This window comes from Pseudomonas sp. v388 (assembly GCF_003935425.1).
Classification (GTDB): domain Bacteria; phylum Pseudomonadota; class Gammaproteobacteria; order Pseudomonadales; family Pseudomonadaceae; genus Aquipseudomonas.
Genome location: NZ_RHQN01000001.1, coordinates 293,290 through 307,128 on the forward strand (window position 1 = coordinate 293,290; position 13,839 = coordinate 307,128).

General features: G+C 64.0%; 14 protein-coding genes and 1 pseudogene. 6 read left to right on the forward strand and 9 right to left on the reverse strand.

Features of this window, described 5'->3' with window-relative positions; genetic code table 11:
* Positions 1–176: 176 nt before the first annotated feature.
* Positions 177–2,984: a PAS domain-containing protein gene (locus EGJ27_RS01305; protein WP_125829426.1), complete on the forward strand. Its 2,808-nt coding sequence runs from the start codon at positions 177–179 to the stop codon at positions 2,982–2,984.
* A gap of 5 nt (positions 2,985–2,989) precedes the next feature.
* Here EGJ27_RS01305 and EGJ27_RS01310 read toward each other — a convergent pair whose 3' ends face one another.
* On the reverse strand, positions 2,990–3,889 hold the full coding sequence (locus tag EGJ27_RS01310; RefSeq protein ID WP_125828909.1) for a LysR family transcriptional regulator: 900 nt from the start codon (positions 3,887–3,889) through the stop codon (positions 2,990–2,992).
* 99 nt (positions 3,890–3,988) lie between these two features.
* Between EGJ27_RS01310 and EGJ27_RS01315 the strand changes: the two genes are divergently transcribed.
* Complete coding sequence (locus EGJ27_RS01315; RefSeq protein WP_125828910.1) at positions 3,989–4,822, forward strand: SDR family oxidoreductase; 834 nt, start codon at positions 3,989–3,991, stop codon at positions 4,820–4,822.
* 116 nt (positions 4,823–4,938) lie between these two features.
* Here EGJ27_RS01315 and EGJ27_RS01320 read toward each other — a convergent pair whose 3' ends face one another.
* Positions 4,939–5,469 carry a glyoxalase superfamily protein gene (locus EGJ27_RS01320; RefSeq protein ID WP_177522899.1) on the reverse strand — a complete coding sequence of 177 codons (531 nt, stop codon included), beginning with the start codon at positions 5,467–5,469 and terminating at the stop codon, positions 4,939–4,941.
* Between the two features lie 278 nt (positions 5,470–5,747).
* On the opposite strand from EGJ27_RS01320, the gene EGJ27_RS01325 reads away from it, so the two are divergent.
* On the forward strand, positions 5,748–5,975 hold the full coding sequence (locus EGJ27_RS01325; RefSeq protein WP_125828911.1) for a hypothetical protein: 228 nt from the start codon (positions 5,748–5,750) through the stop codon (positions 5,973–5,975).
* Between the two features lie 24 nt (positions 5,976–5,999).
* Here the strand turns inward: EGJ27_RS01325 and EGJ27_RS01330 are convergent, their stop codons facing one another.
* Both EGJ27_RS01330 and EGJ27_RS01335 read right to left on the reverse strand, forming a co-directional pair.
* Positions 6,000–7,028, reverse strand: a complete 1,029-nt coding sequence (locus tag EGJ27_RS01330) for an alpha/beta hydrolase (RefSeq protein ID WP_125828912.1) — start codon at positions 7,026–7,028, stop codon at positions 6,000–6,002.
* A complete protein-coding gene (locus EGJ27_RS01335) occupies positions 7,028–7,513 on the reverse strand; it encodes a thiol-disulfide oxidoreductase DCC family protein (RefSeq protein ID WP_125828913.1) in 486 nt (161 codons plus the stop codon). The genes EGJ27_RS01330 and EGJ27_RS01335 overlap by 1 nt, the downstream gene beginning before the upstream one ends.
* 195 nt (positions 7,514–7,708) lie before the next feature.
* Between EGJ27_RS01335 and EGJ27_RS01340 the strand changes: the two genes are divergently transcribed.
* On the forward strand, positions 7,709–8,572 hold the full coding sequence (locus EGJ27_RS01340; protein ID WP_125828914.1) for a lytic transglycosylase domain-containing protein: 864 nt from the start codon (positions 7,709–7,711) through the stop codon (positions 8,570–8,572).
* Between the two features lie 13 nt (positions 8,573–8,585).
* Here the strand turns inward: EGJ27_RS01340 and EGJ27_RS01345 are convergent, their stop codons facing one another.
* Positions 8,586–9,779 carry an MFS transporter gene (locus EGJ27_RS01345; protein WP_256672614.1) on the reverse strand — a complete coding sequence of 398 codons (1,194 nt, stop codon included), beginning with the start codon at positions 9,777–9,779 and terminating at the stop codon, positions 8,586–8,588.
* Between the two features lie 162 nt (positions 9,780–9,941).
* Between EGJ27_RS01345 and EGJ27_RS01350 the strand changes: the two are divergent.
* Positions 9,942–10,346, forward strand: a pseudogene (locus EGJ27_RS01350) (M20/M25/M40 family metallo-hydrolase); the annotation flags it as partial.
* A 12-nt stretch (positions 10,347–10,358) separates the two neighbouring features.
* Here the strand turns inward: EGJ27_RS01350 and EGJ27_RS01355 are convergent.
* From EGJ27_RS01355 to EGJ27_RS01370, 4 genes are all read right to left on the reverse strand, one after another.
* Positions 10,359–10,751, reverse strand: a complete 393-nt coding sequence (locus tag EGJ27_RS01355; protein WP_125828916.1) for a GFA family protein — start codon at positions 10,749–10,751, stop codon at positions 10,359–10,361.
* Between the two features lie 84 nt (positions 10,752–10,835).
* The gene (locus EGJ27_RS01360; RefSeq protein WP_125828917.1) at positions 10,836–11,231 is read right to left on the reverse strand and encodes an ester cyclase; all 396 of its coding nucleotides are present in this window, start codon (positions 11,229–11,231) and stop codon (positions 10,836–10,838) included.
* A 15-nt stretch (positions 11,232–11,246) separates the two neighbouring features.
* Entirely contained in the window at positions 11,247–11,867 is a 621-nt protein-coding gene (locus EGJ27_RS01365) for a LysE family translocator (protein WP_125828918.1), read from the reverse strand.
* A 77-nt stretch (positions 11,868–11,944) separates the two neighbouring features.
* Positions 11,945–12,745, reverse strand: a complete 801-nt coding sequence (locus EGJ27_RS01370; protein ID WP_125828919.1) for a helix-turn-helix domain-containing protein — start codon at positions 12,743–12,745, stop codon at positions 11,945–11,947.
* Between the two features lie 121 nt (positions 12,746–12,866).
* Between EGJ27_RS01370 and EGJ27_RS01375 the strand changes: the two genes are divergently transcribed.
* Positions 12,867–13,805: a DMT family transporter gene (locus EGJ27_RS01375; protein ID WP_125828920.1), complete on the forward strand. Its 939-nt coding sequence runs from the start codon at positions 12,867–12,869 to the stop codon at positions 13,803–13,805.
* The last annotated feature ends 34 nt before the right edge of the window (positions 13,806–13,839 follow it).

Consider the following 13,839-nt stretch of genomic DNA (forward strand, 5'->3'; position numbering starts at 1 on the left):
CGGGTGTGCAAATCCCGGGCGTTTCTGCTCTCATGGCGCTCCTAGCAGGTGTGTTACTAATCCGGTCATCCATAAGGAACGATGAAAGCGTGAGTGGGAGCAGTCTGGAACATCTCAGCCGCAGCGAGCTCGAGGCCGAAGTCTTGCGCCTGCGCGTCGCTGCCGCAGGCAATGGCATGGCATGGCGCGACGCGCGGCACCGCGCCGTTTTCGAATGCGCCATTGATTTCGCGATGATCGTCACCAACCCGGCGGGTATCATCACCGACTGGAATCCCGGCGCTGCGCACGTTTTGGGCTGGACCGCGGCAGAAATCGTCGGCCATACCGCCGGTCGCTTTTTTACCCCCGCCGACCGGGCCTGTGGCCGGATCGAGCAGGAAATGCTCAACGCCTTGCGGGACGGCCGGTCTTGCGACGAACGCTGGCATATGCGCAAGGATGGCCAGTTGTTCTGGGCGTCCGGCGAGATGATGCCGCTGTTCGACGACCACGGCGCCCACCTGGGTTTCGTGAAGATCTTGCGTGATCGCACCGCGGAGCACCTGGCCGGTCGCGCAATCGAAGAAGCCCAGACGCGCTACCGGCTGGTGGCCAAGGCCACCAACGATGCGGTCTGGGATTGGGACCTGACCACCAACCATGTGCTCTGGAACGAGGCACTCGAGGATGCCTACGGCCATCCGCTGGCCAGCATCGAGACCACCGGCCAGTGGTGGCTGGCCCAGATCCACCCGGACGACCGTTCAAGGATCGATGCCGCGATCCGAGCGGTCATCGATGGCGACGGCAATTCCTGGAACGACGAATACCGTTTCCGCCGGCACGACGGGACGTACGCCGAAGTGCTGGACCGTGGCCAGGTCATTCGTGACGCTAACGGCCGGGCGGTGCGCATGATAGGTGCCATGCTCGACTTTACCCGCATGCGCAGCGCGGAAACCGCCTTGCGTCGCAGTGAGGAGCGTTTCCGCACGATCCTGGAGACTATCGAAGCGGCGTTCGCCATCGTGCAGGTCAAGTTCGACGCCGATGATCGCCCGGTGGATTACCGTTTCGTCGAGGCCAACCCGGCTTTTGAACTCCAGGCCGGGGTCAATCTGCGCGGAAAATGGGTCACCGAGTTCGCCCCGGACCTGGAACAGTTCTGGTTCGACGCTTACGGGCATGTCGCCAAGAGCGGTGAATCGGCCAATTTCGAGAATTACGCCCACGCCTTCAAGCGCTGGTTCGACGTGCGCGCGGTGCGGGTCGGTGACCCGGCGGACCGCCAGATCGCGATCTTTTTCAGCGACGTCACCGAACGGCGCAATGCGCAAGAGCGGCTGCGCGTCAGCGAGGCACTGGCCCGGGAAAACGTCGAGCGCGTGCAGCTGGCCCTTGCCGCCGGCGCAATCATCGGCACCTGGCACTGGGATGTGGTGGCCGACTGCTTTACCGTCGACGACGCCTTTGCCCGCTCCTTCGGTCTGGACCCGGCCCTGGGCCGCCACGGCATCAGCCTCGCGCAGGTGGTGGCCAGCGTGCATCCCGAGGATCAGCGAGGCTTGAGCGCGGCAATCAATGAAGCGCTGGTGCGCGGCGGCGCCTATGCCCATCAGTACCGGGTGCGCCGCGCCGACGGCCAGTATTACTGGATCGAGGCCAACGGCCGCGTGGATCTGGCCGACGACGGCACGCCGTTGAGTCTTCCCGGCGTGCTCATCGATGTTCAGGAGCGCCGTGCGGTGGAAGCGGAACGCGACCGGGCGACTGCGCAGTTGCGTGCACTCAACGACACGCTGGAGCAAAGGGTTGCTGCCCGCACCGCTGAACTGATGCAGGCCGAGGAAAAGCTGCGCCAGTCGCAGAAAATGGAAGCCGTGGGACAACTCACCGGCGGCCTGGCCCATGACTTCAACAACCTGCTGGCCGGCATCTCCGGCGCGCTGGAACTGATGGGCAAGCGGGTCGAACAGGGGCGATTCAACGACGTCGACAAATACATGGCCGCCGCCCTGGGCGCGGCCCGGCGCGCGGCGGCCTTGACCCACCGGCTGCTGGCGTTCTCCCGTCGCCAGACTCTCGACCCACGTCCGACCAACGTCAACACATTGATGGAAGGCATGTGCGACCTGATCCAGCGCACGGTCGGGCCAAGCATTCCGGTGCAAACCGTAGCGGCGCCCGGTCTGTGGCCTGCGCTGGTGGATGCCAGCCAGCTGGAGAACGCGCTGCTGAACCTGTGCATCAACGCCCGCGACGCCATGCCCGACGGCGGACGGATCATCATCGAGACCGCCAACCTGTGCATGGACCAGGACGCCGCTCGCGCTTACGACCTTCCGGAGGGTCAGTACCTGTCCCTGTGCGTCACCGACACCGGCACCGGCATGACGCCGGAAGTGATCGCCAACGCCTTTGACCCGTTCTTCACCACCAAGCCCATCGGCCATGGCACCGGCCTGGGGCTGTCGATGATCTATGGCTTCGCCAAGCAGTCCGGCGGGCAGGTACGGCTCAATTCGCAGTTGGGCAAGGGCACCACGATGTGCATTTATCTGCCTCGTTACTTCGGCGATGCCGCCCGGGAAGAGCGCCACGCGGACACAACCCCGGCCGCATTCGCCCAGGCCGGCGAGACGATCCTGATCGTCGATGACGAACCCACGGTGCGCATGCTGCTGACCGATGTGCTCAGCGAACTGGGCTACACATTGATCGAAGCGGTGGACAGCGTGGCCGGCCTCAAAGTGCTGCGCTCCGACGTGCACATCGACCTGCTGATCACCGACGTCGGCCTGCCGGGCGGGATGAATGGGCGGCAAATGGCAGAGGCCGGCCGCGAAGTGCGGCCCGGCTTGAAGACGCTGTTCATCACCGGCTATGCGGAGAACGCTGCCTTGGGTAGCGCAGACCTGGGGCCGGGGATGCAGGTGCTGACCAAGCCGTTTGCGGTGGATGCGTTGGCGGGGCGGGTTCGGGAGTTGATGGGATTGGCGTAACCGCCTCACGAATCGGTCAGCCTGTCCTTGATCAGGTCGATGAACGCCCGCAGCGGCGCCGGTACATGCCGGTGTCCCGAATAATAGAGCGCCAGCCCAGGCTCGGTCGGACACCAGTCCGGCAGCAACGCCACCAGCCGCCCGTCGGCGATGGCGGTTGCCGCGTAAGGCTCGGGGACGTAGGCAATTCCCAGCCCGGCCACTGCGGCTTCCACCATCAGGCCGCTGTTGTCGAGGGTGATCTGGCCCGGCACATCAAGGGCAATGTGCTTGCCGTCACGTGTGAATTCCCAGCGAAAGCGTTTACCGCTGGGAAAACGCTGGCGGATGCACTGATGTTCGTTGAGGGAGTGGGGCTCGACGACCCTGGGGTGAGCGCACAGGTAGCCCGGCGCTGCCACAGTGAGAAACCGTATCGCGGGCTGCAACGGCACGGCGATCATGTCCTTGGGCACCGCGTCATGCAGCCGGACGCCGGCGTCGAAACCCTGTTCGACGATATCCACCAGCGTGCCGTCGGTTACCAGATCGAGTTCCACCTGCGGGTACAGCTTCAGGAAATCCGGCACCACCTTTGACAGCAGCAGGCGGATGCCGGGCTCATTGCCGTTGATTCGCACGATGCCCCGCAGGCGTCCGGCGCACGGCGCGAGATCCGCCAGTGCCTCATCCAGCGCACCCATCAACGGCAGCAGGCGCGCGACCAGCCGTTCGCCTTCCGGGGTTGGCGACACGCTGCGCGTGGTGCGGTTGAGCAGACGCACGCCCAGATCACGCTCCATGCTGCTGATGGCATGGCTGAGGGACGAGCGGGTCACGCCCAAGGAGTCGGCCGCTTCACGGAAGCTGCGGCGGGCGATGATTTCGGCCAAGGCCTGAAGGTCGTGCCATGAAGGGCGTTTCATTGGTGAATGTTCCTCACCGGGCCATCCGGTCTGTTGGGGATTCTGCCATCAATGGCGCTTGTCTAACATCGGGCTTTCACTGGCAGACAGGAGAGTGACATGAGCAAGACTTGGCTTATTACCGGAACGTCGTCGGGCCTTGGGTTGCTGCTTGCAACCCGCGCGCTGGCCCGAGGCGACAGGGTGTTCGCGACCCTGCGCAAGCCTCAGGCGCTGGACGAGCTGTTCGAGCGTTACCCGCAGCAATTGCACAGGCTGGAGCTGGACCTCACCGACACGTCCGCCGTTCGCCGTGTGGTCAATGAGGCCTTCGAGCAGTCCGAGCGTATCGACATTGTGGTCAGCAACGCCGGTTACGGGCTGGTGGGTGCAGCGGAGGAACTGAGCGACGAGCAGATCGACCGGCAACTGGCGACCAATCTGACGGGCAGTATTCAATTGATTCGCGCGGTATTACCGCATCTGCGCCGCCAGAACGGTGGCCGCATCGTGCAGGTCTCGTCCGAGGGCGGGCAGATCGCCTATTCGGGGTTCAGTCTGTACCACGCCAGCAAGTGGGGGATCGAGGGTTTCGTTGAAGCCGTCGCCCATGAGGTGGCCGGTTTCAACATCGACTTTATTCTCGCCGAACCCGGCCCGACGGAAACGCGCTTCGCGTCGGGGATCGACTACGCGGTGAAGTCGCCGGAGTATGCGGATACTCCGGCTCACGAGGTGCGGGCAGCGCTTGAATCCGAGTCGTTCCCGATGACCGGCGACCCGCAGCGCACCGTGGATGCGTTGATACGGGCGATTGACGCGCAGAACCCTCCGTTTCGTCTGGCCTTGGGCAGCACTGCGTACCGCAACATCCATGCGGCATTGAACCGGCGTTTGCAGGAGTTGGAGTTGCACAAGCAGGAGACGGTGTCTGCGGACAAGGTGTCGGGCTGATCAAAGGTGCCCGGACGCTGTCGCGGCCTGTTCGCGGACAAGTCCGCTCCCACGAAGTTGCGGTTCATGCGACTTCCACAGGAGCCGGCTTGCTGGCGAACAGGCCGCAGAACGGCTCAGCTCTGGCAGAAGCGTATCCGGTTGCCGAACGGGTCGTGCACTTCCAGGATTTTTCCCCAGCCCTGTTCGACGATTTCCGGGCGGCCATAGCCGTAGCGCTTGGCTATCAATTCATCGCGCAGCCGTTCGATATTGTGCATGGGGACAAACACCGTCGAGCCCGGACTGGCATCGCCATGGTGCTCGGACAGGTGCAGGTGCAGGCCATCGCGGATGATGCCCAGATACAGCGGAAGGTCTGGCGCGAAGCGATGTTCGAACTCGACGCTGAAACCCAGGAACGCCAGGTAAAACTCCCGGGCCTTGGCTTCGTCAAAACTGCGCAGAATCGGAATCGGCCTGTCGAACCTAACGCAGGCCGGGGCAGGGCCATGAGGCAACAGCGCGCAGGCGGTATTCCAGTCCTTGTAACCCAACTGCTGGGCCACCAGCTCCAGAGCCGTTGAGTGCGGCACAACCTGGGCCTGTGCCTGCAGCGAGGTGCGCAGGCGCTTGGCCATCTGCTTGGCTTGCTCGATCGAGATCATCAAAAACTCCTGTCGTCGGGGCCTCCTGGTGCTCGCATTGCCGAACCCTGACGGTCAACAGAAGTGATGAAGTCGGTTGGCGCAGACATGCTTTCACCTTTCCCGAAGGAAGCGAGCGGCGGGCAGCACAAGCCCGCGCCGATAGTACACAACCGACACCGCACAGCAAAGCCAGGGGAGCATGTGGTCGGCAAGCCCAAACAAATAACCGCCAGGCGTTGAACGATCCGCGCAGAAATACCTCGTACGAGAATAAGGTGAAAAAAAAGAGTATCCAAATGAGTGTTTCTGAGCAGTTGATCAGCTGGAACCAGCGCTGGAGCCTCAAGAATGGCAGCGTGTGCTGCAAAGGCTGCCATGCCGAACAGCTGGAGTCCGGACGATCTTGCAAGTTCGCCCACAATGCCGAATGCACCAGCAGGCTCGCAGCCGATGAATTTCCCTGGATCGACCTGGACATGATCGCGGCCAGTTGTCCGAGCGGTGAAATGGCGCCGAACCAGTAGGAGCGAACGGGTTCGCGAATACCCTCATCTATCCGCCACGGATGCATCGGCCCTGTCGCCACCAGGGTGGTTGCTGCGCAGATTGCGCTCGGCCATTATCCGCCTGCTGATCCACGCGCGGCTGTGTTCAAGGGTGCGCGCTGCGACGCGGGTGGGGAAATGGATGAATCCATGGGGGCAATCGGGCAGCAAGTGGTGTTCGACCTCGGCCGACCCGCGCCACCGCTCAGCCATCTGCAGCGTGTCGTCCCGCAGCGGGTCCAGGTCGCCGACAACCATCAGGGCCGGTGGAAAGCCGGTCAAGTCGCCATAGAGCGGCGACAATGGCGGCTGCCGGCGCTCCAGGTCAGTCAAATCGGGGGTAAGCATGCGGAACGCGTCCACCATGCCTGGGCCATCCAGTAGCAGTGTGTCCGGGCCGGCCGTGCGCACGCTCGGCGTTCCGGTCAGGTCAAAGACCCCGTAATACAGCAGGGCACCGCTCACCCGTTGCAGCAGTCCGGGCCAGGTCTTCAACCCGAGCAGGGTTGCCGCAGCCAGATGTCCTCCCGCCGATTCGCCGACTACCACCACCGGCAAACCGGCGAACTCCCGATTGCTCTCATCGAGCAGCCAGCGCGCGGCGTACAGGCAGTCGGTCAGCAGGTCTTGGACCGGCGCCGAGACGGCCAGTCGATAATCCACCGAGACGGTGATCACGTTGCACTCGTTGACCATGGCGACGTTGAACGCATCGTTCATCTGCGCATTGCCGATCACCCAACCACCGCCATGGAAATCCAGCACCACGCCTTGGGGTTGCCCTTTTGGCCACATGATCCGCAGCGGCACGCTCACGCCGTCCAGCGTAATGACACGAGTCTGCGTATTCAGCCGGTGCCGGGAGAACCGCAGCGCACTACCGAGTTGACCTGCGCGCAACAGGGCCTGAATGACTCTGGGGGTGACGCGATTACGGATGCGGAAGCGTGGCAACCGGGCGAGCGTGGTGTTGAACCGCCGGACTTGCGCTAAGTCGGCCTCGTTGAACACGCCGAATACGTTGCTATCCATTAACGCTCCTGGCCGGCGGCGGACAGGTTCTGCGGATGATCCATGCTCAGAAAACGCTGCTGGTGATCCGGGTTGGGCAACAGGCAGCTGTCGTACTTGCCGAACAGACGATAGCGATTGAACGCAATGCGGTTGTACACCCAGTCACGCAGCGGCCGAGGGCAAATCCGCAACACCTGCAGCGCAGGCCACGCGCCTGGCAGGTGGGCCACGACTTCAAAGAAGGCCTCGGACTGCACCCAGTAATGCCGGTCACGAATCACCGCCATGGTATCGAACTCGTCCAGCGGCAGGCCGGCCCAGGCCAGCAAGGCCTGGCCTTCGGGTGACTGCACCGTCGCCAGTCGGATGCGCTGATGGCGGTCATGGCGGATCAGGAATTTCGCCCAGCCGTTGCACAGCTTGCACACGCCATCGAACAGCACCACGGTTTCCCCCGGCGCGAGCAGCGGGGCGGGGATCGGACGCAGCAGAGAAGCAGGCATGGCGGGACTCGCTTTAGGCAGACGGATGAGGGGCGTTGCAAGGTGTCGCAAAGCAAGGACAGGCGATCGCTGTTAAAAGTTGCGAAACGTTGTGAGTTTCAGCCTGTTGTCGCGATGCAGTCATCGTGGCTGACGTATGTTACCAACGTCGCACGTGAGCGATGCACCCTGCCACCCACGCCGTGAGGAACCACGATGAGCATTTCCCCTGTCGCTCCAGCCGCTGCCGTGCAACCCGATGACGCAGGAGGCGCACGCTTCGATCAGGCCGTGGAACGCAGCAAAAGTGAGCAGGTACCGGCAGCCGGCGGCGGCTGGGCCGCTGAATGGGAGCGACGGGTGGAAGCGCGAGACCAGGCCAAAGCGGCCGGCAATGAGGCATTGGCGCAGCATTTTCAGGCCGAGCTTGATGTGATGCAGCCGGTGATGGACGCCATGGGCGGCGGCAGCGGTACGGGTACGAAGGACGTGCAGCCGCCGTCTGTTACCGAACCCCTGTTGCAGCGCGTTGAAGACCTGGGCGTTGACCCGTTGCCCACACAGTCTTATGCGCTCGCAGGCGACAACATTGACAGCAGCCAGGCCGGCCTGCACCTTCCTGCGCAGCTCGAACAGTTTCGTGGCGCGATCCAGGATGCCGCCGATGCGTCTGGCGTTCCGGCCAATGTGATCGCCGGCATGATCTGGGACGAGTCCCGTGGCGATATCGCAGCGCTCACGGTCAATGGCGGCAACGGTATGGGCGACACCGGGCTGATGCAGGTCAACCCGGAAACCTTCAAGGAGTTGCAGGCCAAATACCCTGACCTGCTGGGCGACAAGGAACTGAGCGACCCGACGACCAACATCATGGCCGGCGCGCTTTATGTCAAAGAGCAACTGGCCGACTTCGGCAGCCTGGACCTGGCACTGCGCGCCTATAATTCCGGGCCGCTCAACGTCAATCCTCAGAACGTGGCCGACATTTCCAAGTACGGCACCGGCACCGCGACCTACGTTGAGAAGGTCAATGATTACGCCGAGATCATCGGCAGCGGCAATGGAACGCTGCCGGCCTGATCAGTTCGTCAGATCAAGCACACGAGCGTGCCACTTCCCGGCTTTTGCCGAACCGCACCAGGCTCAGCAAACCGATGAACGCCATCGCAGCGCCCACCCACAGCGGCGCGCGCAGGCCGTGGCCCGCTTCGATGACTGCACCACCGGCCCAACTGCCGAAGGCCAGTCCTGCTGTGATGACCGAGGTGTGCAGGGCATTGACCATGGCGGCAGGTTCGGCGGCTTTCATGACCCGTGCGACCATCGCCGGGTTGAGCGCGACGCCGGTCAGGCCCAGCGCCATGAAGCAGGCCAGGTTCAGCCACAGGTGGTCGCCCGCCAGCGCGAAACCGCCCAGTGCCACGACCATCACCCCCAGGCCCCAGACCACTGCGGGGATGGTGTAACGGTCGGCGAAGCGTCCCACGATGATATTGCCCACCACGTTGGCCACGCCGTACAGCGCGAGCAGCGGAGCAACATTGGCCGGTGCGATACCCACTTCCTGGATCAGGATCGGTGCGCAATAGCTGAAGGCAGCAAAGGTGGCGCCGATGATCAGGCCGCTGGTGATATAGGCGCCCCACAGGCTGCCGTTTTTCAGGGCCGCCCACTGGCGACGCAACGGTGGCTCGCTGCCGGCTTCGGCGGTCGGCAGGCGACTGGCCGCCAATCCCGTGCAGATCAGCGCCAATACCACCACCAGCCACGAACTGGCACGCCAGCCGAAATGCTGCTCGGCCCAGGCCGTCATCGGCACGCCGATAACCGGTGACAGCATCAAACCGGCCAGCACCACCGAAATCGCCCGGCCACGTGCCTGGGCAGGCACCAGTCCGGCGCACAGGGTCATGCACAAGCCGATGCACGCCGCACTGGACACGCCCATGAGAACTCGCGCCAGCGCCAGCACCGTATAGCTCTGGGCGGAAGCAGCCAGCGCACCGGCCGCAACGTACACCGCCAGCAATCCGACCAGTGCCCGCTTGTTGCTGATCCCACGGGAAAGCAGCAGCATCGTCACCGGCGGCCCGCCCAGCGCCATGCCCAGGGCATAGAAGGCAATCAGATTGCCGACCTTGGCCAGACTCACCGAGAACGCATCGGCCAGCGCGGGCATCATCCCCGCCACCATGAACTCGGCCGTCACCAGGGAAAAGATCGTCAAACCCAGCAGGTAGACAGTGGAAGGTAGCTTGTAGCGGGTGGTCATAAATGCCTCAGACATACACAAAGCCCGCCACCCTAGGGATTGTGGACCGGTTGGTCAAATGCAAGCGCAGGGTGCGGTCAGGGTACGCACGATCCCCTGGGCGCCAGCTGGCTGGCGAAGCGGCCGCTCAGACCATGGGGCTCGGAAGCCGGCAGCGACCCGTCGCACATCGACGCCTGTCGCTTCGACTTTGAAATCCGCGCCTTGCCGGCGCTTGACCCGTGGCAGGTGGCCGAGCAACTGCGCGACTACGCCGAACACGCATTGCTGCCAGCCATGCGAGCGGTCAGTGGCCAGAGCGACATCCGCTTCACCGAGCTTTCCAGCTACCCCGGCCTGGTCACTGCGGCGCACAGCCAGGCGGCGCAATGGGTCGCGCAATTCAGCGGGTGCGCAGAGTTCGGCACGGTGGCGTTCGGCACCGAAGGCGGGTTGTTCGACCAGGCCGGTATTCCCACTGTGGTCTGTGGGCCGGGCAGCATGGATCAAGGGCACAAGCCGGACGAGTACGTGAGCATCGCGCAACTGGACGCCTGCGACCGGATGCTTGAACGGGTACTGGCGTTCGTTTGCGCAGCCTGACATGAGCGGGCGTCAGTCTTCGCGACGCCCTGACGCCTCACGATCCCGTTCATAGCGCCTGGGCACAGGGAACGCCGGCAGCCAGGCCTCGCGGCGCACGGTCCAGCATTCGTAGGTCGGCGCCAGCTGGTCCGGGGCGTCCAGCGCGCCAAGGCTCACTTCGACCTCATCGCCGGCGCGGGCAAAGACCGACGAGCCGCAGCGCGGGCAGAAGCAGCGCCCGGCGTAGTCGTGGGTTTCGCCGCTGATGGTGACTGCACTCGCTGGAAAGATCGCCGCCGCATAGAACAACGCGCCATGGTGCTTGCGGCAGTCCAGACAGTGACACAGGCCGACCCGGTAAGGCCGGCCCGACGCTTGGAGCCTGACGTCGCCGCACAGGCAACCTCCGGTGAACGTATCCATGCCGCGCCTCCTTTGCTGAAATGATCGGCAGACCACTCAGGCTAGCAGGCCATCGGCATAGGCGCGCTGTGCGCTGACCGGCGTTCAGCGCGAAACGAGCTGCTGTTCGATGGCCGCCTTGTCCAGCACCGACCATACCTGGGCGATACGCCCGTTCTCCAGCTCGTAGAAGACGTTTTCGGCAAAGCATACCCGCCGGCCGTTGACGGGCAGGTTCAGAAAAGTCTCGGCCGGGTGGCAGTCGAAGTGCAGGCGGGCGGCAAGGGTGTTGCCTTCGCAGACCAGGCGCTCGACACAAAAGCGCAGGTCGGGAATGTCGCGGTAGTCCTGCTCCAGCATCTGCCGATAGCCGGCCAGCCCCAGCGGCCGTGCGTTGTGCATGACCTCGCGGCCGACAAAATCGCCGAGGCAGGCCCAGTCCCGGGCATTCAGGCAGGCGAGGTAGGCGTCATAGAAATCGGCAAGCTCGCGGGGTGTCATGTGTGGCTCCATCGATCAGCGTTTACTCAATGCCAGGCGCGCCGCGAACAGGACAAAAATCAGCCCGGTGGTGCGATCCATCCACTTGATCACCGGCCCGCGACGCAACACGCCGGCCAACGGCTGGGTCGCAGCAATCAACGTCATCGACCACAGCAAACCGATCACCACATGGATGGCGACCAGGCCGAAGGTCCAGGCCACCAGCGGCGCACCCTGGGGAATGAACTGCGGCAGGAATGACACGTAGAAAATACCGATCTTGGGATTGAGCAGGTTGCCGGTCACGCCCTTGAAGAACCAGCCGGTGCCGGGTTTGCGATCAGTCTGCATGGGCGACAGCGAAGTGCGCGGCCGCAGCAGCATGTTCAGCCCCAGCCAGCACAGATAAGCTGCACCGCAGTATTTGAGCAGGTTGAAGGCCAGTTCCGAGACCGCGATCAGCGCGCCTAGACCAAAGGCCACGGCGGCGCCCCACAACAGGCAACCGACATTGATGCCCAGTGCGGCGCGCAGGGCCTGCTGCTTGCCTTCGACGGTGGCGGTTCGCAGAATCAAAGCTGTGTCCAGGCCGGGCGTAAGGGTCAGCAGTGTGGCGGCGAGGGTGAAGGCCAGCAGGTTGTCGGCGATGGACATGGGCGAATGACTTCAAAATGGGCGTGCCGGCACGTTAGCACGCCCAAGCGAGTGCAGCGACCGCCGGTCCGTCGAATTCAGCCGCCGGTTTCCAGCCTTGCACGTCGGTACTCGTCCGGGCTTTCGCCGGTCAGCTTGCGGAACATACTGATGAACGACGACGAGCTGCTGTAACCCAGGTCCAGCGCGATGTGCTCGACCGTGGCGCCATTGCGCAGGTACTCCAGCGCCCGCACCACCATCAGCCGCTGCTTCCACTGCGCCAGCGACATCCCCAGGTCGCGATGGCAGCGGCGCAGCAGGGTTCTTTCAGTGGAGTTGGCCAGTCGCGCCCAGTCGCCCAGCGAACGGGAGTCGGACGGGTCACGCTCAAGCGCGGCCAGCACGGTGGCCAGGGCCGGGTCGCTGGAACCGGGCAACCAGGTGCCGGCCAGGGACGTCTGGCTCAGTTTGTCGACCAGGACCTGCAGCAGGCGGCTGTCTTCGGCGGTGTGTTCGGGTTGCGGCGGCGCTGCGCGAAGCTCGTCGAGCAACGCCCGGATCAAGGGCGTGATGGTCATCGCACAGGCTGCGGTCGGCAGCTTGCTGCACAGGTGCCTGGCCACGTACAGCGAGCAGTGACAGGCTTCCTGGCGATTGAGGCCTTGATGCTCGACCTGGGGCGGCAGCCAGACGCCGTATTGCGGTGGCGCGATGAAGTGATTGTCCGCCAGCCTGACCTCCATCACGCCACTGTAGGAATACACGAACTCTCCCCAAGGGTGCTGATGCACCGGATAGCTGGCCGACGCCGGCACTCGCGCGGCGCGGAAAAAGATCGGCGCCGGAATGGAGTCGGAGAACGGTGCGACGAGCAGGTGCACGGCGGGCTGGCTCATGGTGACACCTTCGATTCGTGAGCGAATGGCGATTATGCGCTATCGGCTGGCGTTTTGAAGCTATATCCCGCGTATCCGCCTGCCACAGACTGGGCACATCTTCATTTCGGGATGGCGCATCGTGGACACTCGTAAGCCGATCGACAGCCAGGCCGCGGCACTGATGACCTTGCTGTGTGCCATCTGGGGCCTGCAGCAAGTGGCAATCAAGGCGGCCGCTCCGGATATCGCCCCGGTTCTGCAGGTGGCCTTACGGTCCGGAATCGCCAGTGTTCTGGTGGCGCTGCTGCTGATCATGCGGCGCGATACCCTGAATCGAAGCGTGAGTACCTGGCGCGCCGGGCTGGCGGTGGGCGTGCTGTACACCCTGGAATTCGTCGCCGTGGCCGAAGGGCTGCGTTTTACCTCGGCCGCGCATATGGTGATTTTCCTCTACACCGCGCCCATTTTCGCCGCCCTCGGCCTGCATTTCCGGTTTCCGAGCGAGCGCCTGACCGCGCTGCAATGGACCGGTATTCTGATCGCGTTCTGCGGCGTGGTTCTGGCGTTCCAGTCCCCGGCGCCCCCCGGCGTTTCAGCCAGCGAACAGCGCCTGGGCGATGCGCTCGGGCTGGCCGGCGCGGTGTTCTGGGGCGCGACGACCCTGACCATTCGCTGTTCCAACCTGTCCAACGCTCCGGCGCCGCTGGCATTGTTGTACCAACTGGCGGCCGCGTTCGTCATTCTGATACTGGTGGCCTGGCTGAGCGGCCAGACCCAGGTGCACGTGAGCACCGTTGCCGTCGCCAGCCTCACGTTCCAGACCCTGGCGGTGTCGTTGTTCAGCTTCCTCACCTGGCTGTGGTTGCTGCGCCGCTATCTTGCGTCGAGACTGGGCGTGCTGTCGTTCATGACGCCGTTGTTCGGCGTCGCATTCGGCGTCGGCCTGCTGGACGAACAGCTGGAGCTTTCGTTCATCCTCGGTGCGCTGCTGGTGCTGGCAGGCATTGTGATGGTCAGCGGCCGGGATCTGCTGCAGCGCAATGCGGCTCGGCGCGCCATGTCTACCCCGAATCCGTAGGCGCCAACTGGCCGACGCCTGGGGGACTGGGCGC